At 68.9% G+C, this 20,531-nt stretch carries 19 protein-coding genes; 8 read left to right on the plus strand and 11 right to left on the minus strand.

What is annotated here, in order from left to right; translation table 11 throughout:
- Positions 1–31: 31 nt before the first annotated feature.
- Genes ACS5NL_RS04285 through ACS5NL_RS04300 form a run of 4 tightly spaced genes read right to left on the minus strand, consistent with a single transcriptional unit; the run spans position 32 to position 2,378 of the window.
- The gene (locus ACS5NL_RS04285) at positions 32–688 is read right to left on the minus strand and encodes an RluA family pseudouridine synthase (RefSeq protein ID WP_439352404.1); all 657 of its coding nucleotides are present in this window, start codon (positions 686–688) and stop codon (positions 32–34) included.
- Entirely contained in the window at positions 685–1,167 is a 483-nt protein-coding gene (locus ACS5NL_RS04290; RefSeq protein WP_439352405.1) for a HugZ family pyridoxamine 5'-phosphate oxidase, read from the minus strand. Before ACS5NL_RS04290 ends, ACS5NL_RS04285 begins: the two co-directional genes overlap by 4 nt.
- An 8-nt stretch (positions 1,168–1,175) precedes the next feature.
- Positions 1,176–1,772 carry an OmpA family protein gene (locus ACS5NL_RS04295; RefSeq protein ID WP_439352406.1) on the minus strand — a complete coding sequence of 199 codons (597 nt, stop codon included), beginning with the start codon at positions 1,770–1,772 and terminating at the stop codon, positions 1,176–1,178.
- A gap of 57 nt (positions 1,773–1,829) precedes the next feature.
- Positions 1,830–2,378, minus strand: a complete 549-nt coding sequence (locus ACS5NL_RS04300; RefSeq protein ID WP_439352407.1) for a FecR family protein — start codon at positions 2,376–2,378, stop codon at positions 1,830–1,832.
- A 127-nt stretch (positions 2,379–2,505) separates the two neighbouring features.
- Here ACS5NL_RS04300 and ACS5NL_RS04305 point away from each other — a divergent pair, with 127 nt between their 5' ends.
- The 3 genes from ACS5NL_RS04305 to ACS5NL_RS04315 all read left to right on the plus strand — a co-directional run bounded on the left by ACS5NL_RS04305 (position 2,506) and on the right by ACS5NL_RS04315 (position 6,148).
- Positions 2,506–3,561 carry a tRNA dihydrouridine synthase gene (locus ACS5NL_RS04305; protein ID WP_439352408.1) on the plus strand — a complete coding sequence of 352 codons (1,056 nt, stop codon included), beginning with the start codon at positions 2,506–2,508 and terminating at the stop codon, positions 3,559–3,561.
- A gap of 31 nt (positions 3,562–3,592) precedes the next feature.
- A complete protein-coding gene (gene gshA / locus ACS5NL_RS04310; RefSeq protein ID WP_439352409.1) occupies positions 3,593–5,158 on the plus strand; it encodes a glutamate--cysteine ligase in 1,566 nt (521 codons plus the stop codon).
- A gap of 90 nt (positions 5,159–5,248) precedes the next feature.
- Entirely contained in the window at positions 5,249–6,148 is a 900-nt protein-coding gene (locus tag ACS5NL_RS04315; RefSeq protein WP_439352410.1) for a dienelactone hydrolase family protein, read from the plus strand.
- A gap of 17 nt (positions 6,149–6,165) precedes the next feature.
- On the opposite strand, the gene ACS5NL_RS04320 is transcribed toward ACS5NL_RS04315, so the two are convergent.
- Positions 6,166–6,462: a 2Fe-2S iron-sulfur cluster-binding protein gene (locus ACS5NL_RS04320; RefSeq protein WP_439352411.1), complete on the minus strand. Its 297-nt coding sequence runs from the start codon at positions 6,460–6,462 to the stop codon at positions 6,166–6,168.
- Between the two features lie 214 nt (positions 6,463–6,676).
- On the opposite strand from ACS5NL_RS04320, the gene ACS5NL_RS04325 reads away from it, so the two are divergent.
- Positions 6,677–6,865, plus strand: coding sequence for a YgaP-like transmembrane domain (locus ACS5NL_RS04325; protein ID WP_439352412.1), 189 nt, complete (start codon positions 6,677–6,679; stop codon positions 6,863–6,865).
- Here ACS5NL_RS04325 and ACS5NL_RS04330 read toward each other — a convergent pair whose 3' ends face one another.
- Positions 6,866–7,348 carry an SRPBCC family protein gene (locus tag ACS5NL_RS04330; RefSeq protein ID WP_439352413.1) on the minus strand — a complete coding sequence of 161 codons (483 nt, stop codon included), beginning with the start codon at positions 7,346–7,348 and terminating at the stop codon, positions 6,866–6,868. It abuts the gene before it with no gap.
- Between the two features lie 115 nt (positions 7,349–7,463).
- Between ACS5NL_RS04330 and ylqF the strand changes: the two genes are divergently transcribed.
- Together ylqF and ACS5NL_RS04340 are read left to right on the plus strand one after the other, a co-directional pair.
- A complete protein-coding gene (gene ylqF / locus ACS5NL_RS04335) occupies positions 7,464–8,447 on the plus strand; it encodes a ribosome biogenesis GTPase YlqF (protein ID WP_439352414.1) in 984 nt (327 codons plus the stop codon).
- 18 nt (positions 8,448–8,465) lie between these two features.
- Positions 8,466–8,867, plus strand: coding sequence for a carboxymuconolactone decarboxylase family protein (locus tag ACS5NL_RS04340; protein ID WP_439352415.1), 402 nt, complete (start codon positions 8,466–8,468; stop codon positions 8,865–8,867).
- Positions 8,868–8,886: 19 nt separating this feature from the next.
- Here the strand turns inward: ACS5NL_RS04340 and ACS5NL_RS04345 are convergent, their stop codons facing one another.
- The 5 genes from ACS5NL_RS04345 to ACS5NL_RS04365 all read right to left on the minus strand — a co-directional run bounded on the left by ACS5NL_RS04345 (position 8,887) and on the right by ACS5NL_RS04365 (position 16,495).
- Complete coding sequence (locus tag ACS5NL_RS04345) at positions 8,887–9,168, minus strand: DUF427 domain-containing protein (RefSeq protein ID WP_439352416.1); 282 nt, start codon at positions 9,166–9,168, stop codon at positions 8,887–8,889.
- A 13-nt stretch (positions 9,169–9,181) separates the two neighbouring features.
- Positions 9,182–9,328 (minus strand): hypothetical protein, encoded by a 147-nt coding sequence (locus tag ACS5NL_RS04350; protein ID WP_411363935.1) that lies wholly within the window; start codon positions 9,326–9,328, stop codon positions 9,182–9,184.
- A gap of 66 nt (positions 9,329–9,394) precedes the next feature.
- A complete protein-coding gene (locus tag ACS5NL_RS04355) occupies positions 9,395–10,396 on the minus strand; it encodes a transglutaminase family protein (RefSeq protein WP_439352417.1) in 1,002 nt (333 codons plus the stop codon).
- Positions 10,362–12,878: a circularly permuted type 2 ATP-grasp protein gene (locus tag ACS5NL_RS04360; RefSeq protein WP_439352551.1), complete on the minus strand. Its 2,517-nt coding sequence runs from the start codon at positions 12,876–12,878 to the stop codon at positions 10,362–10,364. Before ACS5NL_RS04360 ends, ACS5NL_RS04355 begins: the two co-directional genes overlap by 35 nt.
- 98 nt (positions 12,879–12,976) lie before the next feature.
- Positions 12,977–16,495: a transglutaminase family protein gene (locus ACS5NL_RS04365; protein ID WP_439352418.1), complete on the minus strand. Its 3,519-nt coding sequence runs from the start codon at positions 16,493–16,495 to the stop codon at positions 12,977–12,979.
- A gap of 125 nt (positions 16,496–16,620) precedes the next feature.
- Between ACS5NL_RS04365 and ACS5NL_RS04370 the strand changes: the two genes are divergently transcribed.
- Positions 16,621–19,047: a DNA internalization-related competence protein ComEC/Rec2 gene (locus ACS5NL_RS04370; RefSeq protein ID WP_439352419.1), complete on the plus strand. Its 2,427-nt coding sequence runs from the start codon at positions 16,621–16,623 to the stop codon at positions 19,045–19,047.
- Positions 19,048–19,091: 44 nt separating this feature from the next.
- Positions 19,092–20,531: a circularly permuted type 2 ATP-grasp protein gene (locus tag ACS5NL_RS04375; protein WP_439352420.1), complete on the plus strand. Its 1,440-nt coding sequence runs from the start codon at positions 19,092–19,094 to the stop codon at positions 20,529–20,531.

Below are 20,531 nucleotides of genomic sequence, written 5' to 3' on the forward strand. Positions count from 1 at the left end.
GTGGAGAGTGTGACAGGCGTCGGCGGAGACGTCAGAACGGGCAGGGCGTTTCGAAGCGCATCACCACATCCGTGACCGGATGCGGGATCTCGATGGCCTGCGCGTGCAGCAGCAGCCGGCTGGCCAGCGCTTCCTGCTCCTCGCTGGCGTACAAGGGGTCGCCGACGATGGGAAAGCCGATCGCCATCAGATGCACGCGCAGCTGGTGCGAGCGGCCGGTGACCGGTTCCAGGTCGAGCCGGGTGGTGCCGGGCAGCGGTGATGCTTCCGCTGCGATGCGCCAGCGGGTCTGGCTGGGCTTGCCGATCTCGTGGTCGACCTTGCTGCGCGGGCGCGCCAGCCAGTCCACGATCAGCGGCAGGTCGATGGTGTTCCAGCCGTTGCCGGGCTGCGGGTTGTCCAGGACGCCGGCAACCACGGCCATGTAGCGCTTGTGCACGCGGCGCTTCTCGAAACCCAAGCTGAGCCGCCGCTGCGCCTCGATGCCGCGCGCCATCACGATCAGGCCCGAAGTGGCCATGTCCAGCCGGTGCACGATCAGGGCGTCGGGATAGACGGCCTGGGCGCGGGCGCTGAGGCAGTCCTGGTTCTCGGGACCGCGACCGGGCACGGCCAGCAGACCGGCGGGCTTGTCGAACACCAGCAGGTGCTCGTCGGCGTGGATCAGCGGCAAGGCGTGGAGGCTCATCCAGTCCCTAGCGCGCGCCGCACTTCGTCGGCCGGCAGGCTGCGCGCGGCGCCGAAGCCGGCGACCTGGCGCGCGCCCTGCACCTGCAGGTGCACGAACCGGAAGTCACCCAGCGTGGTCATCATCTCGGCCTCGGGGAAGCGCTGCAGGTAGACCCTGCGGGCGCGGGTTGCGGCCTCGCTGCCCGGTTCGGCGATCACGGCAATGGCGTCCAGCGTCACGCGCGGCAGCGCATGCACCGGCTCTCCATCGGGTTCGGCGGCGCAGACCAGCAGAGAGACCCTCGGATGGCGCAACAGGTTGCCGGTGTGGGCGGCCAGACCGCTCACGTGCAGCACCAGTTCCTGCGAATGCAGATCGATGGCGAATGGCACCATCGAGACGAACACCTCACCCTCGGGGTCGCGGGTGCCCAGGGCGGCCGTGCGGCGCGCGAGCAGCAGCTCACGCAAGGCCCGGGTCAGGCTGTGCTCTCCCATCGGCAGGCTCAGCGGACGATGATCTCGGCCCGGCGGTTGAGCGGTTCGACGACGTCGTCTTCCGTGGGCACGACGGGTTCGCGCTCGCCGCGGCCCACCGCATCGACCAGTTCGGCCTTGAAACCTTTGCCGGTGAGGATGTCGCGGATCGCGTTGGCCCGGCGCAGCGACAGCGCGTCGTTGGCGTCGGCGGCACCCTGGCGGTCGGTGTGGCCGACGATCACGATTTCGCCGCCGGCGCGCGCCCGTGCGGCGGCAATGATGGCGTCGAGTTCACCCGCCGATTCGGGCGTGAGGTCGGAGGTGCCGGGCTGGAAGCGCAGGGTGAACTTCTGGGGTGTCGGCGGCTGCAGGCGCAGCAGGGCCGGGTAGCGCTCCTTCACCTCGGCTTCGCTGGACGCGGCCTTCTTCAGTTCGCCCTTGGTGCTCACCTCGGTGGCGGCATAGGGCGTGTCCAGCAAGGCACTGCCGCCGGCGGTGCTGACGGTCACGGCGGTGGACAGGTTCGGTTGCGGCAGCAGCACCACGCGACCTGCGGGTGCGCAGGCGACACAGAGCAGGGCGGCAAGGGTGGCCGAGGACCACCGGATCAGTGTCTGGACCATGTAGGAATCAGTAGCGACAAAATGTGTCGCAGCGCACGATGATGTTGCTCGGGAGCGTCATCGCCGCAGTCTACTATGGTCTTTCCAGTGGTGATTCAAATAAAACTGGATCGGCTCCAGTTTGGGCGCGGCCTCGACGATGAAGTCGGTGCCGCGCACGCCCACCACGGCCGTGGGCGTCTTGACCTTGAAACGGTCGGGGTTGATCTTGGCCAGCAGACCGGTCACCACGCGCAGCGAACCCTGCAGCAGATCCAGGGCGAAGTTGCCCTCCTGGGTGGTGGCGTCGTACTGGAACTGGCTCAGGTCGGCGGTGGTGTTCGGACCCAGGGTCAGCACCGTGCCGTCCCTGAGCACCATGCTGGCCGCGCCGTCGCGGCCGGTGCTGATGCGTTCGCCAGCGCGCACCGCGTCGCCGGAATGGGGGGCTGCCTGGGCGCCGTCCTTGCCCAGGCGAACCTCGCCCTGCACCTGCTTGAAGGTGCCTGCCCGGCCCGTTTCGGCGCCGGTGCCTGCGGGGGCCTGCGCCCACGCCAGCGAGGCGGACAGCGTCAGCACACCGGCCACAAAGGGGCAGAACAGGCGTCGGGCGGTGGTGGGTGACATGCGGATCTCCATACAACGGTGCACCGAACATGGTAGCCGCTGGGGATCGGCCCCGGGTGGCAGGCCACCTACAATCCCGCCCCTGGCCGGGCGTCCCGTGACACTTGTCACTTCCCCATTCGGCCCCATGTCCTTTTTGATGACACCGACCCTGCTGCTCGCGCCGATGGAAGGCCTGCTGGACGCCACGCTGCGCGATGTGCTCACGCGCACCGGCGGGGTGGACCGCTGCGTGAGCGAATTCATCCGGGTCACCGACACCCTGCTGCCCGAGCGGGCCTTCGTGCGGGTGGTGCCAGAGCTGCTCAACGGCGGGCGCACGCGGGCCGGGGTGCCGGTGCGGCCGCAGCTGTTGGGTTCCGATCCGGTCTGCCTGGCCGAGAACGCGGCGCGCCTGGCCTCGCTCAGCCCGTTTGGCGTCGACCTGAACTTCGGCTGCCCGGCCAAGACGGTCAACCGCAGCCGGGGTGGTGCTGTGCTGCTGGACGAACCCGAGCTGATCGGCCGCATCGTGTCGGCCGTGCGGCGCGCCGTGCCGGCCCATCTGCCGGTGTCCGCCAAGATGCGGCTGGGCTACGGCGACGACGCGGTCGCCGAGGACTGCGCGCGGGCCATCGCCGAGGCCGGCGCCGACGAACTGGTGATCCACGCCCGCACCAAGGCACACGGCTACCGCCCGCCCGCCTACTGGGACCGCATCGCCGAGGTCAAGGCGGCCTTGCCGGCCGGTCGACACCTGCCGGTGGTGGCCAACGGCGAAGTCTGGACCGTGGACCAGGCGCGGCGTTGTCTTGAAGTCACCGGCTGCGACGCGCTGATGGTCGGTCGCGGCATGGTGACCGACCCCGGGCTGGCGCTGGCGATCAAGGCCGAGGGCGATGTGCCCTGGTCGCAGATTCCGCCCCTGCTGGCGACGTTCTGGGTCCAGGTCAGCGCGCGGGTGGACCGGCGCCACCGGGCCGGGCGGCTCAAGCAGTGGCTGAACTACCTGCGCAAGCATTACCCCGAGGCACAGACCGCCTTCGACGCACTGCGCGAATCCAACGATCCGGCGCATGTCGATGCCTGGCTGGCCTGTCACGCGCCCCGGCCGCACCAGCTGCCCGGGCAGGATGCCATCGCCGCTGGCCTGCCACAGACGGCGATCTCCGTGCCGCCGGCAGAGATTGCGGTGGCGTGCTAACGTGCGGCCGCAGTCAAGACAAGAGACCAACATGAAGACCCTGCAACAGCGGCTGGAGAGCCTGGGAACCGAACGCCTCAAGGGCATGCGGCGAGGACTGGAGAAGGAAAGCCTGCGCGCGCAGCCCGATGGCCGGCTCGCGCTCACGCCGCATCCTGCCGCCCTGGGCAGCGCCCTCACGCACCCGCACATCACCACCGACTATTCCGAGTCCCAGCTGGAGCTGATCACCGGCGTGCACGCCAGCGTGGAGAGCTGCCTGGCCGAATTGCAGGAAGTGCACCAGTTCACCCTGCGCAGCCTGCGCGCGCAGGGCGGGGCGGCGGGCGAAGAGATGCTCTGGGCGTCCAGCATGCCCTGCGGCCTGCCGACCGACGAAACGATTCCGCTCGGCGTCTACGGCAACAGCAATGTCGGACGCGCCAAGAGCGTCTACCGCATGGGATTGGGCCATCGCTACGGCCGGCGCATGCAGACCATCAGTGGTATCCACTACAACTGGTCGATGCCCGGCATCGACAACGACGGTTACTTCGCGCTGATCCGCAACTTCCGCCGCCACGCCTTCCTGCTGCTGACGCTGTTCGGCGCTTCCCCGGCGCTGTGTTCGACCTTCGTCGAAGGCCGTGAACACGAGCTGCAACCCATGGGCAACTGCGGCTCGCTGCACATGCCCCATGGCACCAGCCTGCGCATGGGGCGGCTGGGCTACCAGAGCGATGCGCAGTCGTCGCTGGCGGTCAGCTACAACGGGCTCGAAGGCTATGCCGCCTCGCTGCACGACGCGCTGACCCGTCCCTGGCCGGCCTACGAGGCGGTCGGCATCCGCAACCCGGGTGGCGACTACAACCAGCTGGCGACCACGCTGCTGCAGATCGAGAACGAGTTCTACGGCACGATCCGTCCCAAGCGCGTGATCCGCCAGGGCGAGCGCCCGCTGCACGCCCTGCGCGAGCGCGGCGTCGAATACATCGAGGTCCGCCTGATGGACCTCAACCCGTTCGAGGCCATCGGCATCGACGCGCCGACCCTGCGCTTCCTGGATGTGTTCCTGCTGCACTGTCTGCTGGCCGACAGTCCGCGCGACACGCCGGAAGAAATCCGCGAGCTCGCCCGCAACCAGCACCTGACCGCGGCGCGCGGCCGCGAGCCCGGCCTCGAACTGATGCGCCACGGCGAGGCCGTGCCCCTGCAGCAATGGGGCCTGGAGATCATCGACCAGCTGGTGCCGATCGCGGCGGCGCTGGACGCCTCGGGCGGCGGTTCGCTGCACGCCGACGCGGTGGCGCAGGCGCGGGCTTCCCTGCTGGCGCCCGACACCTTGCCGTCGGCGCGTGTGCTCGCGGCCACGCAGCGCGAGCACAGTGCCTCGTTCATCGACTTTGTCCGCACCCGCTCGCAAGCCATCCGGCAGCAACTGCTGGATCTGCCCTGGACCGAGGCCCAGCAGGTGCGCTACGAAGCCATGGCGAAGCAGTCGGTCGCCGACCAGAAAGCCATCGAGGCCAGCGACTCGATGCCGTTCGAGATCTACCGCCAGGAATACGTGTCGCCGGCTCGTCTGATGCCGCGTTCGGTCGTCGCCCAGGCGGCCTGAGCCACCCCGGAAACCCTGTTCGCGCCGGGTGTATCACGCCCGGCGCCGATCGGATCTAAGCTGTGTCTCTCACTGTTCAGGGAGACCACCATGCCGCCGACCCCGCGTCTGACCGCCGCCGATTTTGATCAGGAACTGCTGATCCTGTTTGACGCGTATGTGCACGGAGACATAGACCGGCGTGGTTTTCTCGACCGCGCGGCCAAATTCGCCGTTGGGGGCCTCACGGCCGCTGGTTTGCTGGCCGCGCTCAGCCCCGACTTCGCGATCGCGCAGGTGGTGCCGCAGGGCGACCCGCGCATCAGCACCGAGCGCATCGAATTTGATTCTCCCTCGGGCTACGGCAAGCTCAAGGGCTATCTCGCCAAGCCCGCCAACGCCAGCGGCAAGCTGCCAGCGGTGCTGGTGGTGCACGAAAACCGCGGCCTGAACCCGCACATCGAGGACATCGCGCGCCGGCTGGCGGTCGACGGTTACCTCGCGCTCGCTCCGGATGCGCTGACCCCGCTGGGCGGCTACCCGGGCGACGAAGACAAGGCTCGCGAACTGTTTGCCAAGCTCGATCAGGGCAAGACCCGGCAGGACTTCATTGCCGCCGCCGTCGCGCTCAAGGCGCGGCCCGAAGGCAGCGGCCGCCTGGGCGTCGTCGGCTTCTGCTACGGCGGCGGCGTGGCGCACACGCTGGCCACCCAGCTGCCCGATCTCGCGGCGGCGGTACCGTTCTACGGCAACCACCCGCCGGCCGAAGATGCGGCCAAGGTCAAGGCGCCGCTGCTGATCCATTTCGCGGGTGCCGACGAGCGCATCAATGCCGCCTGGCCCGCCTACGAGGCCGCTCTCAAGGCGGCCGGCGTGCGCTACACCGCGCACCAGTACGCCGGCACGCAGCACGGCTTCAACAACGACACGACACCGCGCTTCGACGCCGCGGCGGCCAGGCTGGCCTGGGACCGCACCCTGGCCTTCTTTGCCCAGACCCTCAAGACCTGAAGCGGTTCGGCCGCGGGTCAGTCGCGTGGCGGCACCAGGGTGACCTCGCTGGTCGCGAACGCCACGCAGGGCAGCACGGCACCGCCCGTCTTTTCCTCCGGCAGCAGGCCGGGCCACTCGACCCCGTAGCGCACCGTTCCCGACACCAGATGGCCGATGCAGCTGCGGCAGGTGCCGTTGCGGCAAGAGGCCGGCCAGGGCACGCCAGCCTGCTGCATGGTCTGCAGCAGGGTCCGGTCCTCCGGCGCAGGCAACGACAAACCATGCACGGGCAGGTGCAGGGTCCGGGTGCGGGGGATATCTTGGCTGGGCATGTCCCGAATCTAACCGCTGGGGAAACTGCCTGTTGAACAGGCAAACTGTAGAAAATCCATGCAGAACAAGGACTTGGGCTGCCCGTACAGGGCTTCTCCACACTTATCCACAAGCTTGTCCCGGATTTCTTGGGACAAGTTGAGAAGCATCAAGGCGGCGCAGAGAGGGGGTGGGTAGAATTCAGGGTTTTCCCTAGGCCGAGATTTCCTCACCATGTACAGCCTGACCGGCGCAGACCGGACCTACCGCTTTTTCAGTGGCGCCCTGATCCTGCTGGCCGCCATCTTCTCCCTCACCGGCCTGCTGCAGGTGATGGCCCTGGCCTCGGCCGGCCTGGTGCTCACCACCGCGATCATCAACGCCTGCCCGCTGGTCGAACTGCAGGTCCGCGCCGAGTCCTGATCAGGCTTCGCCGCCGAAGCGCTTGATCAGGTTGGCAATGTACTTCTCGACCAGCTTCTCGAACTCGCCCTCGACCACCGGCACCACCACCATCTTCATCAGTCCTGGCAGAGGCACCTCGATCTCGCCCTGGATCGCCAGCACGATGCCGGTCGACTTCTTCTGATCGGTGACCGCCCAGCTGCCCGAGACCTGGGCATTGCCCACGCCCTTGACCGGGGTCCATTTCACCGAACCCTGGCCCTTGGCCGCGTCCCACTTGCTGACGTACTTGCAGGCGTAGAGGGTCTGGATGTTGACCTGCGCCGTGCCCACCTTTTCCATTTCCCAGCGGTAGGTGTTGCTGCCCATGTCGACCAGCTGGTCGACTTTGGGAAAATGGCTGACCGATGTCGGCACATCGGAGAGCACCTCGAACACCTCGGCGGCCTTGGCCTTGACGGCAAACTCGTAGCCCAGATCGATGTTGACGGTGATGGCCATGGGGTCTCCTCTTGGTTGGGGTGGCTGAAAATTCATTGTGGCACGCACCGCGCGCGCCGATCCCGGGAGCCGACTCCAAAGAGGCGCCCGTACAGACACGAGAGAACAACGATTCATGAGCATCCAGTGGTTCCCCGGTCACATGCACCTCACGCGCCAGGCGATCGCCGACCGCGTGAAGGAGATCGACGTCGTGATCGAGATGCTCGACGCGCGCCTGCCCGGCTCCAGCGCCAATCCGCTGATGCAGCAACTCACCAGCGGGCGCCCGACGCTGAAGGTGCTCAACAAGCAGGACATGGCCGACCCCGAGCGCACCGCGCTCTGGCTGGCACATTACAACGCGCTGCCCGACACGCAGGCGATCGCGCTGGACGCCAGCGTGACCGCGCCGGCGCGAGCGCTGATTGACGCCTGTTTTCAGCTGGCGCCCAAGCGCGGTGGCATGGTCAAGCCGATGCGGGTGCTGATCTGCGGCATTCCCAACGTCGGCAAGTCCACGCTGATCAACACGCTCAAGGGCAAGCGCGCGGCCAAGACCGGCGACGAGGCCGGCGTGACGCGCACCGAGGCGCGCATCGCGCTGGCCGACGACTTCTATCTGTACGACACGCCGGGCATGCTTTGGCCGCGCATCTTCGTGCCCGAGAGCGGATACAACCTGGCCGCCAGCGGCGCGGTGGGCAAAAACGCCTACGACGAGGAAGAGGTGGCCTACGAGCTGATCGCCAAGCTCAAGACCGACTATCCGGCGCTCATGGAGGCGCGTTACCAGCTGGGCCTGTCGCCCGAGGCCTGGGCCCAGACCCACGACGACGAGCTGGTCGAAGCCATCGGCCGCAAGCGCGGCGCGCTGGCCGGCGGCGGCAAGGTCAACCTGCAGAAGTCGGCCGAGCTGGTGATCGCCGATTTCCGTTCACAGCACCTGGGCCGCATCACGCTGGAAACGCCCGAGCAGTTCGCGCGCTGGCTCAAGGCCGGGAAGAAAGCCGACGCCGAGCGCGCCGAGCGCAAGAAAAAGCTGCGCGAGGACGGGCACATCAGCCCGGAGCGCAAAGCCAAGGTGGACAAACGCGCTGCCGCCCGCAAACCCCGTTGATTCCCTCCGAGACCTCGAATGTCCACCGTCGCACCGAGCCCCAACCCCGAATCCGATCCCCGCGTCAAGGCGGTCTTCGACGACATCCGTGCCACGCGCAAGACGGATTTCATCAACAACATGTGGCGCTACCTGGCCTTCGACCCGGCGCTGCTGGAGCAGACCTGGGCCGAGGTCAAGCGGGTGATGGCCATGCCGTCGAGCCTTGACCCGCTGACCAAGGAAATGGTCTACATCACGGCGTCGGTCATCAATGGCTGCAGCTACTGCGTGCACTCGCACACCGCGGCGGCGACGGCCAAGGGCATGACGCGCGAGCAGCACGCCGAGCTGATGTCCATCGTCGCGCTGGCCGCCAAGACGAACCAGCTGGCAACCGCGCTGCAGGTGCCGGTGGACCCGGTGTTCGACAAGGGCTGAAGCCCGGCGGGGAAGGGGCTCAGCCCTCGACCTTCACGCCCTTCCAGAACGCCACCCGCCCGCGGATGTTCTCCGCTTCGGGCTTGGGGTCCGGGTAATACCAGGCGGCGTCGGTATTGAGTTCGCCGTTGACCAACAGCGAGAGGTACTTCGCTTCACCTTTCCACGCACAGGTGGTCCGGTGGTTGCTGAAGGTGACGAAGCTGCGGTTGAGCGCCGCTTCGGGGAAGTAGTGGTTGCCTTCGACCAGCACCGTGTCGTCGCTGTCGGCGATCACGGCGCCGTTCCAGGTGGCTTTCATGCGGCGGTCCGGCTCACTTGAACTTGTCCTTTTCCTTGCCGCGCGGAATGACCGACGTGGTGGGGGCGACCGGGCGGTCGGAGGTGGCGGGGCCCTTGGGCAGCGAAGAGTCCTTCTTCGGCTTCTTGCTCATCTTTTCGTTGCGTTGTTCTTTGCCCATGGTGTGCTCCAGATAGGGCCGCGTGAGGCGGCGGATACCCCGATGTTAATGGCGCCGCGCGGGCGTTCAATCCGCGGCCTGCAGGACCTGGAGTTCTTCGGGCGGTGCGACGGTGACGGCCACCGTCAGCGTGTGCTGCGCGCCGCCCTGGATCACGCCGCGCATGGGCGAGACATCGGAGAAGTCGCGGCCGGTGGCCAGCTGCACATAGTCTTCGCCGGGGCTGTTCTCGCCGGCCCGGTTGTTGGTCGGGTCGAAGTGGAACCAGGCACCCTGTCCCGGCACGCTCGGCGCGGGCTCGGGCACGTAGACCGCGACCCAGGCGTGCGAGGCGTCGGCGCCGATCAGCCGCGGCTGGCCGGGTGGCGGCTGGGTCAGCAGGTAGCCGCTGACGTAGTAGGCCGGCAGGCCCAGGCTGCGCAGGCAGCCGATCATGATGTGCGCGAAGTCCTGGCAGACGCCCTTGCCCTGCGCGAGCGCGGTCAGGGCCGGCGTGCTGATCTCGGTGCTGGCGGTCTCGTAGGTGAGTCCGGTGTGGATGCGCTGCATCAGCGCGCTGGTGGCTTCGAGCATGGGCCGGCCGGGCGCGAAGGCGGGCCGGGCGAAGGCGGCGAAGCGGTCGTCGCGCGGCACGTGGGGCGAGGCGAACAGGAATTCGCTGGCGGCGTTGAACGGCGCGTGGGCGCGGTAGCGGAACTGTTCGCGCACGGCCTCCCAGCCCAGGGCCTGCCAGGCCGGCGAGGTGGCGCCCGAGGGCACCGGGCGCGGCACGCGCGTGCGCACCAGGCAGTCGGCCTCGACCGTGAGCGTCTCGTGCGGGGCCTGCAGCGAGAAGAAGCTGCACACGTTGCCGTAGGCGTCGCGCACGTCGTTGCGGGTCGCGGGTTCCGGGTCGATGCGCAGCGCGTGCGAGAGCACGGTCTGGTTGGCGGTGTCGACCGGTGTCAGGTGCACCAGGTGCTGGGCGAGATCGACGCTGCCCTGGTAGGCGTAGGTGGTGGTGTGAACGATGCGCAGGTCCATGGCGTCGGGCTCAGGCGCCCAGGCTCTGGCGGCGCTGGTCGGCATGGCTGAAGTGCAGCCGGGTGATCTCGTCGGAGAGGTCGGCGGCCGCGGCCTCGCAGTCGTCCAGCAGGGCCTGCAGCGCGCTGTGGGTGCGCTGGCCGTCCTTGTGGCGTTCCCAGCCGCTGAGTTCGGTCAGCACCCAGGCGTCGGGGTCGGGCAGTCCCTGCGCCAGCACGGCGTCCTGCGGCGTGGCGCTTTGCGAGAGCTTGGCCAGCCGCGCGCGCAGCGTCTGCACCACCCATGCCAGCGAGCGCGGGTTGTCGCGGTCCATCACCAGCAGGTCGACCAGCGCCACCATGTCGCGCCGCTGCTGGTACATCGCGTGGAAGGTGATGGTGCTGTCGAACAGCGCGACCACGGCCTCGAACCCGCTCGGGTCGTCCAGGCTGTGGTGCTCAAGCGCGAGGCGCAGGGCCCGCGAGAGCGTGATCAGGCGTTCGATGTGGCGACCGACCGAGAGCAGACGCCAGCCGCTGTCGCGCACCATGCGGTCGGTCTGTGCGCCGGTGATGGCGGCCAGCCGCTCGCTGGCGTTCTGCAGCGCGGCCATGGCTTCGGTGGTCGCGTACTCGGCGTCGGCGGCCATGGCCATGCAGTCGCTGGCGAATTCGGCGTCGGCGTGTTCGATCAGGTTCCAGTGTTCGGGCGAGAGCCGGTCGCGCACCTGGGTGGCGGCCTGGCGCAGCGCGTGCAGGTTGAACCCGACGCTGAAGCTGGAGCCGTGCAGCGGCGAGCCCGGATCGGGCGAGAGGCCGGCCATCAGCGCGCGCGCGAAGACCCGGACCGACTGCTCGGCGGCGGGCACGTCGGGCAGCACCAGCGCGTTTTCCACCGCGATGGCCGAGAGCCAGCCGAGCAGGGCGCGCGAGCTGGGCTCTTCGCCACCGAGGTGGTCGAGCGCGATGCGCGCCAGGCGCACGCCGTTTTCGGCGCGCTCGGTGTAGCGGCCGAGCCAGAACAGGTTTTCGGCGGCGCGGCTGGTGACCGGGCGCTTGTGGTGCGCCAGCGCCAGTGTGCTCGGCGCCGACTGCAGCAGGCTGGTGGTGTCGACTTCGCCGCCGGTGTCGACCCAGCAGTCGGCGCTGCTGCCGCCGCGTTGCATCGAGGCCATCAGCTGCCCGCGCGGCGCCAGCCGCACCAGCCCGCCGGGCAGCACGCGCCAGCTTTGTGGCCCGTCGGCCAGCGCGAACACGCGCAGCAGCGACGAGCGCGGCAGCAGGCGGTCGCCGGTCCAGGTCGGGGTCTGCGACAGTGGCAACCAGGCCTGCACGGTGTAGTCGTCGGGGTGCCGCACCATGCGGCCGGCCCATTCGTCGAGCTCGCGCGGATTCAGGCTCTGCCCGATCGCGGTGTCCAGGCCCGAGCTGGGGTAGGTGGGCTTGATCACGCCATCCTTGAGCAGGGGCAGCACCTCGCGCAGCGCGGCGTCTTCGCCGCACCACCAGGTCGGCAGCGAGGGCAGGCTCAGCTCTTCGCCCAGCATGTGGCGGCTGATCGCGGGCAGGAAGCCGAGCAGGGCGCTCGACTCCAGCGGCGCCGACCCCGGCGCGTTGGCCAGCAGCAGGTTGCCGGCGCGCAGCACCTGCAGCAGCCCCGGAATGCCCAGCGCCGAATCGGCACGCAGCTCCAGCGGGTCCAGCCACTCGTCGTCGACCCGCTTGATCAGCGCATGCACCGGTTCCAGACCCTTGAGGGTCTTGAGGTACAGGCGCTGGTCGCGCACCGTCAGGTCGTTGCCTTCGACCAGGGTCAGACCGAGGTAGCGCGCGAGGTAGGCGTGCTCGAAGTAGGTTTCGTTGTAGGGGCCCGGTGTCAGCAGCGCGATGCGGGCGTCCTCGCCTTCGGGCGCCATCGACTTGATGCCGTCCATCAGCGCGCGGTAGCTCGATGCCAGGCGCTGCACCTTCATGGCCGAGAACGCCTTGGGGAACTGGCGCGCGACCGCGATGCGGTTCTCCAGCAGATAGCCCAGGCCCGAGGGCGCCTGGGTGCGTTGTCCGATCACCCACCAGCGGCCGTCCGGGCCGTGGGCCAGGTCGAAGGCCACGATGTGCAGCCAGGTGCCGCCGACCGGCGTCACACCCTGCATCGCGCGCAGGTAGCCGGGGTGCCCCTGCACCAGCGCCGCCGGCAGCAGGGCGCGCTGCACCAGTTCGCGCGGACCGTAGAGGTCGGCCATCATGGCGTTGAGCAGCTTGGCGCGCTGCAGCACGCCGGCCTCGATCTGCGCCCAGTCGCTGGTGCCCAGCAGCATCGGGAACAGGTCTAGCGCCCAGGGCCGCTGCTGGCCCGAGGCGTCGGCGTAGACGTTGTAGGTCACGCCGTTGTCGCGCACCTGGCGCTGCAGGTTGTGGTTGCGCCGGTTCAGGTCGGCCAGGCCTTCGGTGCCCACGTGTTCGACGAATTGCGACCACAGCGGCGACAGGCCATGCCCGGAGGCGTCGCGCAGCCGGTCGAGGTGCCCCGGGTCGGCGGGCACCGACATCGCCAGCGCCCAGTCGGCGGGCGAGTCGGGGCTCAGGTCGTCAAAGAGGGACTCGGGGTTGTCGTGGCTCACGGTGTCCGAGTATGCCCGCGTCCCCCTCAGGACCGCAGGTCGAGCGTGAAGGGGAATTCCCGGCTTGACGTGGCCGGTCCCGGCACCAGCTTGCCCGAGGTATGGCCCATCTGGAAGAAGCGCGAGAGGCGCCGGCTTTCGGCTTCGTAGGCGTTGATCGGGAAGCTGTCGTAGTTGCGGCCGCCCGGGTGGGCGACGTGGTACTGGCAGCCACCGAGCGAACGGTCCATCCAGGTGTCGACGATGTCGAAGGTCAGCGGGGCGTGCACGCCGATGCTCGGGTGCAGGGCTGACGGCGGGTTCCAGGCCTTGTAGCGCACACCCGCCACGTACTCGCCGGCCGAGCCGGTGGGCTGCAGCGGCACGGTGCGGCCGTTGCAGGTGATGACGTACCGGCTGTCGTTGTAGCCCGAGACCCGCAGCTCGACGCGTTCGAGCGACGAGTCCACATAACGCACGGTGCCGCCGGCGGCGCCTTCTTCGCCCATCACGTGCCAGGGCTCCAGCGCGTTGCGCAGCGTCAGCTCGATGCCGCGCGCGGTGACCTGGCCGATCAGCGGGAAGCGGAACTCGAAGTGCGGCTCGAACCAGGCCATGTCGAACGGGTAGCCGGCCTGTTTCAGGTCGGCCAGCACGTCTTCGAAGTCCATGCGCAGGAAGGTCGGCAGCAGCATGCGGTCGTGCAGCTCGGTGCCCCAGCGGGTGAGCTTGCCGATCCAGGGCTTCTGCCAGAAGCGCGAGATCATGGCGCGCAGCAGCAACTGCTGCGCGATGCTCATGCGGGCGTGGGGTGGCATCTCGAAGGCGCGCAGCTCCAGCAGACCCAGGCGCCCGGTGGACGAGTCGGGCGAGTAGAGCTTGTCGATGCAGAACTCGCTGCGGTGGGTGTTGCCGGTGACGTCGATCAGGATGTTGCGCAACGTGCGGTCGACCATCCAGGGCGGCATGTCCTCCCCGTGCGTGGCGCGGTTCTTCTCGATCTGCGCCAGCGCGATCTCCAGTTCGTAGAGCTGGTCGTTGCGCGCTTCGTCGACCCGCGGCGCCTGGCTGGTCGGGCCGATGAACAGACCGCTGAACAGGTAGGACAGCGAGGGGTGGTTGTGCCAGTAGGCGACCAGGCTGCCCAGCAGCTCGGGGCGGCGCAGGAAGGGCGAGTCGGCCGGCGTGGCGCCGCCGAGCACGAAGTGGTTGCCGCCGCCGGTGCCGGTGTGGCGGCCGTCGGTCATGAACTTCTCGGCGCACAGGCGCGTCTGGTGCGCGGCCTCGTAGAGGAACTCGGTGCGCTCGACCAGCTCGGCGAAGCTGCTGCTGGGGTGGATGTTGACCTCGATCACGCCGGGGTCGGGCGTGACCTGCAGCATCTTCAGGCGCGGATCGCGCGGCGGCGGATAGCCTTCGAGCACCACCGTCACGCCCAGCTTGTCGGCCGTGGCCTCGACCGCCGAGAGCAGGTCCAGATAGTCTTCCAGCCGCTGCATCGGCGGCATGAACACGTACAGGTGCTGGCTCTTGCCGCCGCTGTCCTTCTCGGCCTTGGGGCCGTTGGCGCGCTGCGGATCGCGGGCTTCGACCACCAGCGCGGTGCGGGTCAGCCAGGCGGCCGATTCGCCGCGCTGCGGGAAGCGCGCCGACAACGCCTGTGCGGGCGCGGCGCCCGGGTGGGGCTGGCCACGGCGCAGGCCCAGCGCTTCGGATTCACCGCGCTGCTCGGCTTCCTCGAACCAGTCGGTGCCTTGCAACGAGACCATGCCGCCTTCGGCGAAGCCGCCGCCGACCGCATGCGGATGGACCTGGTGCCGCAGTGCCGTGCCGGTGGGCAGCGGGTCGCGGGCGGAATGCGGGTCCTGCTCGATGTGGTACGGGTAGTCGCCCTTGGAGACCCAGGGCAAGGAGTCCAGCGGCAGGCGGTAGCCCATGGGCGAATCGCCCGGAATCAGGTACATGCGCTCTTCGCGGAAGAACCACGGACCGGTCGACCACATCGCGCCCGAGACGCGGTGGTAGGTGCTCTTGCCGTTGTTCGACAGCGGGCCATGGCCCGAGGCCTGCAGCGGCAGCACATAGCCGATCACGCTGTCCAGCCCCTGTCCGAAGACGCGCCGCAGCCGCGAGCGCTCCTGCTCGTCGTCGAGCTTGCTGTCCAGCGGGTCGACGTTGACCGGCAGGCGGCGTTCGCGCCACAGGAAGTACCAGGTGTCTTCGTAGCCGGGCGTGATGTACTGGGTCGACAGGCCGAGCTTGCGCGCCAGGGCCTGGGTGAAGCGCTGCGCGTCGTCGGCGGTGTAGTGGGCCTCGTCGCGTTCGTCGGCCAGCAGGGCCGGGTTGTTCCAGCAGGGTTCGCCGTCGGCGCGCCAGAAGATCGACAGCGCCCAGCGCGGCAACTGCTCGCCCGGGTACCACTTGCCCTGTCCCATGTGCACGAAGCCACCGTGGCCATATTGCTCGCGCAGCCGGCCCACCAGCTCGGTCGCATAGCCGCGCTTGGTCGGCCCGAGCGCGTCGGTGTTCCATTCGGCGGCGTCGCGGTCGGCGGTGGCGACGTAGGTCGGTTCACCGCCCTGCGTCAGGCGCACGTCGTGCTTGACGAGATCGGCGTCGACCTGTTCGCCGAGCTGGAGCACCTCGGCCCACTGGTCTTCGGTGTAGGGCTTGGTGACGCGCGGCGATTCGTAGACGCGCGTGACCTTCATCTCGTGGCTGAAGGTGACCTCGCACTTGTCCATCACGCCTTCGACCGGCGCGGCGCTGGACGGCTGTGGCGTGCAGGCCAGCGGCACGTGGCCTTCGCCCGCGAGCAGGCCCGAGGTCGGGTCCAGCCCGATCCAGCCGGCGCCGGGCAGGAACACCTCGCACCAGGCGTGCAGGTCGGTGAAGTCCTTCTCGGGCCCGCTGGGGCCGTCGATCGCCTTGACGTCGGGGGTGAGCTGGATCAGGTAGCCCGAGACGAAGCGCGCGGCCAGGCCCAGGTGGCGCAGCAGCTGCACCAGCAGCCAGCCCGAGTCGCGGCAGGAGCCGCTCTTGAGCTTGAGCGTTTCTTCGGGCGTCTGCACGCCCGGCTCCATGCGGATGGTGTAGCCGATGTCCTTCCAGAGTTTCTGGTTGATGCCGACCAGGAAGTCGATGGTGCGCTGCTCGCTGCGGTCGACGGTGGTCAGGTAGTGCTTGAGCAGCGGCGTCAGCGGCGCGGCCGCGAGGTAGGGTGCCAGTTCCTGCTTCTGCGCATCTTCGTAAGTGAAGGGAAACTTCTCGGCGCGCGGCTCCAGGAAGAAGTCGAAGGGGTTGTGCACCGCCATCTCGACCACCAGGTCGATCGTGACCTTGAACTCGGTGGTCGGCTCCGGGAAGACCAGGCGCGCCTGGTAGTTGGCGAACGGGTCCTGTTGCCAGTTGATGAAATGGCCGGCCGGTTCGACCTTCTGCGAATACGAGAGCACCTTGGTGCGGCTGTGCGGCGCCGGCCGCAGGCGGACCACCTGCGGGCCCAGCTTGACCAGCCGGTCGTACCGATAATGGGTGATGTGGCTCAGAGCGACATGGATGGCCATGCTGGGATCACTTTCAACAGGGAGGCACAAACAATGAACATCAGGCTGCCGGTGCGGCAACCCGCACGCGCCCGATCCGAACTAGCAAGTCCCGCGCCACGGGACTGCAGCCAGCCCGGCTGACCATGATGCACCCGGTGTGGGCAGCGCTGCCCGGCGTGGTGCTGGGCGTAGCGCTGCAGCTGCTGCAGGCGCGGCTGTGGACCGGATCGACCTACGCCATCTTGCTCCTGGTCGCGGCCTTGCTGGCCTTGCTCGCGGCTTGGACCCACCGGCGGCGCTGGCATGCCCTGGTCCCGGTGGCGGCCGGGCTGCTGGCCGGGGCACTGGCGGCCGGCGGGTGGACGGGTCTGCGCGCGGTGCATTTCGCCGCACACGCGCTGGCCCCGGGCCTCGAAGGCGTGGACATCACCCTGGACGGCCAGATCGCGTCCATGCCGCAGCGTGGTGCGGACAGCGACCGCTTTGAATTCAGTGTCGACCGTGCCACGCGGGATGGACAGGCGGTCCGCGTGCCACCCCGCCTGTTGATTGGCGATTTCCACGGTCCGGCCGCGGGTCGGGCCTGGCGGGCCGGCGACGCCTGGCGCCTGGTGGTGCGGCTGCGCCGGCCGCACGGCCAGTCGAACCCGTATGGCTTTGACCGCGAGCGCTGGCTCTGGGAGCAGGGTATCGGCGCCACCGGCAGTCTGCGCGACGGCCCGCACGACACGCCGCCGGTCTGGCTGGGCCGCCCGGGTCTGCACCCGGTCGAGGCCGCACGCCAGTGGGTCGGCGAACGCATTGCGGCCCGGGTGACGGACCCGCGCAGTGCCGGCGTGCTCGCGGCGCTGGTGGTGGGGGACCAGAGCGCGATCGATCACCAGGACTGGGCGCTGTTCCGCCAGACGGGCGTGGCCCATCTGATGAGCATCTCCGGCCTGCACGTCACGGCCTTTGCCTGGCTGGCGACCTTGTGGATCGGTGCGGGCTGGCGGCGTCTGGCGTTCGTCTGGCCAGGGGCGCTGATGGCGCTGCCGGCGCCGGTCGCCGCGGGCTGGGGCGGGGTGATCGCGGCGGCGGCCTACGCGCTGTTCGCCGACTGGGGCGTGCCGGCGCAGCGCACGGTGCTGATGCTGGCGCTGGTGGTGGGCCTGAGGCTCTCGGCCCGGCGCTGGCCCTGGCCGATGGTCTGGCTGCTGGCGATGGTGGCGGTGTTGCTGCTCGACCCCTGGGCCTTGCTGCAGCCGGGCTTCTGGCTGAGCTTCGTGGCGGTGGGCATCCTGTTCGCGGCCAACGATCCGGGGCGCGTTCGCCACCGTTCCGGCAACGAGGTCCTGCCGCGCTGGCGGCGTGTCCTGCGGCCGGCGCTGGCCCTGCTGCGGGAACAAGGCCAGGTCACGGTGGCGCTGGCGCCGCTGGGCCTGCTGCTGTTTGGCCAGGTGTCGGTGGTGGGCCTGATCGCCAACCTGTTCGCGATCCCCTGGGTGACTTTTCTGGTGACGCCGCTGGCGATGCTGGGCGTGGTGGTGCCGCCGCTGTGGGATGCGACCGCGCTCGTGGTGCAGTGGCTGGTGGCGCTGCTGGAATGGCTGAACCAGTGGGGCTGGGCTGCGGTGTTCCGGCCCATTCCGCCCTGGCCGCTGGCGGTGTGTGGCGTACTGGGCGGGTTGCTGCTGATGCTGCGCCTGCCGCTGGTGCTGCGCTCGGCGGGCCTGCTGATGGTGGCGCCGATGCTGCTCTGGTCGCCAGCGCGGCCGGCGGCGGGCGAGTTCGAGGTGATGGCGGTGGATGTGGGGCAGGGCAGCGCGCTGCTGGTGCGCACCGCCGGCCACAGCCTGCTCTATGACACCGGGCCGCGCTATGGCGCCGGCAGCGACGCGGGCGACCGCGTCGTGGTGCCGCTGTTGCGCGCACTGGGCGAGGCGCCGGCCACCGTGGTCGTGAGCCACCGCGACAGCGACCATTCGGGCGGTTCGGCGGCAGTGCGCGCGGCCTGGCCGGCGGCGCGCTGGCTGGCCTCGTTCGGCGAGGGCGAGCGCTGCCTGGCGGGGCAGCGCTGGACCTGGGATGGCGTGTCGTTCGAGGTGCTGCACCCGGCGCCCGACCTCTACGGGCCGGATGGCGAGGGGCGGCTCTCGACCAACGCCATGTCCTGCGTGCTGCGGATCGACAACGGGCGGCGCTCGGCCTGGCTCAGCGGCGACCTGGACGCCGAACGCGAAACCCGGCTGGCCGTGGCGCAACCCGGGTTGCGGGCCGACCTGCTGATCGCGCCGCACCACGGCAGTGCATCGTCGAGCAGTCCGGTGCTGCTCAATACCCTGCAACCCTCGGTGGTTCTGATCCAGTCGGGTTACCGCAACCGCTTCGGACACCCGGCCCCGCTGGTGATCGACCGTTACCAGGCGCGCGGCATGCGGTGGGAGAGTTCGCCCCAATGTGGTGCGGCCACATGGCGCAGCGATGCGCCCGATCAGGTGCTTTGCCACCGCGAAATGGCCCGCCGCTACTGGCACCATCCGGGTGCAGAGACCATGGTGGTGACAGACGAAGGAGAGGCCGGTTTCTGAGCACTGGCCCACTCCTTGCTATGCTGAGAGCAGGAGAAAAGCCCATGAGCCGACCGATGTTTGACGAAATGAACGCCTCGCCCAGCGAGGTACGGGCCCACTACCAGAACTACGCTCGGTGGCTGGCGCAACAACCCGAGGAGGTCATGGCGTCCCGCCGCGAAGAGGCGGAAATGATCTTTCGCCGCGTGGGCATCACCTTCGCGGTGTATGGCGCCAAGGACGAGGACGGCGCCGGCACCGAGCGGCTGATTCCGTTCGACCTGATCCCGCGCATCATTCCGGCGCACGAGTGGAAGAGCATGCAGGCCGGACTGGTGCAGCGTGTCACGGCGCTCAACCGCTTCGTGCACGACGTCTACCACGGGCAGGAGATCGTCAAGGCCGGCATCATCCCCGCCGACCAGATCTTCCAGAACGCCCAGTTCCGCCCCGAGATGATGGGCGTGGACGTGCCCGGCGGCGTGTACTCGCACATTTCCGGCATCGACATCGTGCGCGCGCCCAACGCGCAGGGCGAGGGCGAGTACTACGTGCTCGAAGACAACCTGCGCGTGCCCAGCGGCGTGAGCTACATGCTCGAAGACCGCAAGATGATGATGCGGCAGTTCCCCGAACTGTTCACCCAGAACCGCGTGGCGCCGGTGGCGCATTACCCCGACCTGCTGCTCGAAACCCTGCGCGCCGTCAGCCCAGCGACCACTGCCGAGCCGACGGTCGTCGTGCTCACGCCTGGCATGTACAACAGCGCCTACTTCGAGCACGCTTTCCTGGCGCAGCAGATGGGCGTCGAGCTGGTCGAGGGCCAGGACCTGTTCGTCAAGGACAACTTCGTCTACATGCGCACCACCAAGGGGCCGCGTCGGGTGGATGTGATCTACCGTCGCGTCGACGACGACTTCCTCGACCCGCTGGTGTTCCGCCCGACCTCGACGCTGGGCTGCGCCGGCCTGCTGGGCGTGTACCGCAGCGGCAACGTGACGATCTGCAACGCGGTGGGCACCGGGGTGGCGGACGACAAGTCGATCTACCCCTACGTGCCCAAGATGATCGAGTTCTACCTGGGCGAGAAACCGATCCTCAACAACGTGCCGACCTTCATGGGCCGCAACCCCGACGACCTGAAGTACATGCTCGACAACATGGCCGAGCTGGTGGTCAAGGAAGTGCACGGCGCCGGCGGTTACGGCATGCTGGTCGGCCCGGCCTCGACCAAGGCCGAGGTGGACGAGTTCCGCGCCGTGGTCAAGGCCAAGCCCGACGGCTACATTGCCCAGCCCACGCTGAGCCTGTCGACCTGCCCGACCTATGTGGAGAACGGCATCGCCCCGCGTCACATCGATCTGCGGCCCTTCGTGCTCAGCGGCAAGGAAGTGCAGATGGTGCCCGGCGGCCTGACCCGCGTGGCCCTCAAGGAAGGCTCGCTGGTCGTCAACTCGTCACAGGGTGGTGGCACCAAAGACACCTGGATTCTGGAGAACTGA

The sequence above is a fragment of the Hydrogenophaga sedimenti genome (genome assembly GCF_051857515.1).
Classification (GTDB): domain Bacteria; phylum Pseudomonadota; class Gammaproteobacteria; order Burkholderiales; family Burkholderiaceae_C; genus Hydrogenophaga.

Bases quoted from the DNA above. Each gene is read 5' to 3' on its own strand.
- ACS5NL_RS04285 (WP_439352404.1), bottom strand. From the start codon at position 688: ATGAGCCTCCACGCCTTGCCGCTGATCCACGCCGACGAGCACCTGCTG.
- ACS5NL_RS04290 (WP_439352405.1), bottom strand. From the start codon at position 1,167: ATGGGAGAGCACAGCCTGACCCGGGCCTTGCGTGAGCTGCTGCTCGCG.
- ACS5NL_RS04295 (WP_439352406.1), bottom strand. From the start codon at position 1,772: ATGGTCCAGACACTGATCCGGTGGTCCTCGGCCACCCTTGCCGCCCTG.
- ACS5NL_RS04300 (WP_439352407.1), bottom strand. From the start codon at position 2,378: ATGTCACCCACCACCGCCCGACGCCTGTTCTGCCCCTTTGTGGCCGGT.
- ACS5NL_RS04305 (WP_439352408.1), top strand. From the start codon at position 2,506: ATGTCCTTTTTGATGACACCGACCCTGCTGCTCGCGCCGATGGAAGGC.
- gshA (WP_439352409.1), top strand. From the start codon at position 3,593: ATGAAGACCCTGCAACAGCGGCTGGAGAGCCTGGGAACCGAACGCCTC.
- ACS5NL_RS04315 (WP_439352410.1), top strand. From the start codon at position 5,249: ATGCCGCCGACCCCGCGTCTGACCGCCGCCGATTTTGATCAGGAACTG.
- ACS5NL_RS04320 (WP_439352411.1), bottom strand. From the start codon at position 6,462: ATGCCCAGCCAAGATATCCCCCGCACCCGGACCCTGCACCTGCCCGTG.
- ACS5NL_RS04325 (WP_439352412.1), top strand. From the start codon at position 6,677: ATGTACAGCCTGACCGGCGCAGACCGGACCTACCGCTTTTTCAGTGGC.
- ACS5NL_RS04330 (WP_439352413.1), bottom strand. From the start codon at position 7,348: ATGGCCATCACCGTCAACATCGATCTGGGCTACGAGTTTGCCGTCAAG.
- ylqF (WP_439352414.1), top strand. From the start codon at position 7,464: ATGAGCATCCAGTGGTTCCCCGGTCACATGCACCTCACGCGCCAGGCG.
- ACS5NL_RS04340 (WP_439352415.1), top strand. From the start codon at position 8,466: ATGTCCACCGTCGCACCGAGCCCCAACCCCGAATCCGATCCCCGCGTC.
- ACS5NL_RS04345 (WP_439352416.1), bottom strand. From the start codon at position 9,168: ATGAAAGCCACCTGGAACGGCGCCGTGATCGCCGACAGCGACGACACG.
- ACS5NL_RS04350 (WP_411363935.1), bottom strand. From the start codon at position 9,328: ATGGGCAAAGAACAACGCAACGAAAAGATGAGCAAGAAGCCGAAGAAG.
- ACS5NL_RS04355 (WP_439352417.1), bottom strand. From the start codon at position 10,396: ATGCCGACCAGCGCCGCCAGAGCCTGGGCGCCTGAGCCCGACGCCATG.
- ACS5NL_RS04360 (WP_439352551.1), bottom strand. From the start codon at position 12,878: ATGTCGGTGCCCGCCGACCCGGGGCACCTCGACCGGCTGCGCGACGCC.
- ACS5NL_RS04365 (WP_439352418.1), bottom strand. From the start codon at position 16,495: ATGGCCATCCATGTCGCTCTGAGCCACATCACCCATTATCGGTACGAC.
- ACS5NL_RS04370 (WP_439352419.1), top strand. From the start codon at position 16,621: ATGATGCACCCGGTGTGGGCAGCGCTGCCCGGCGTGGTGCTGGGCGTA.
- ACS5NL_RS04375 (WP_439352420.1), top strand. From the start codon at position 19,092: ATGAGCCGACCGATGTTTGACGAAATGAACGCCTCGCCCAGCGAGGTA.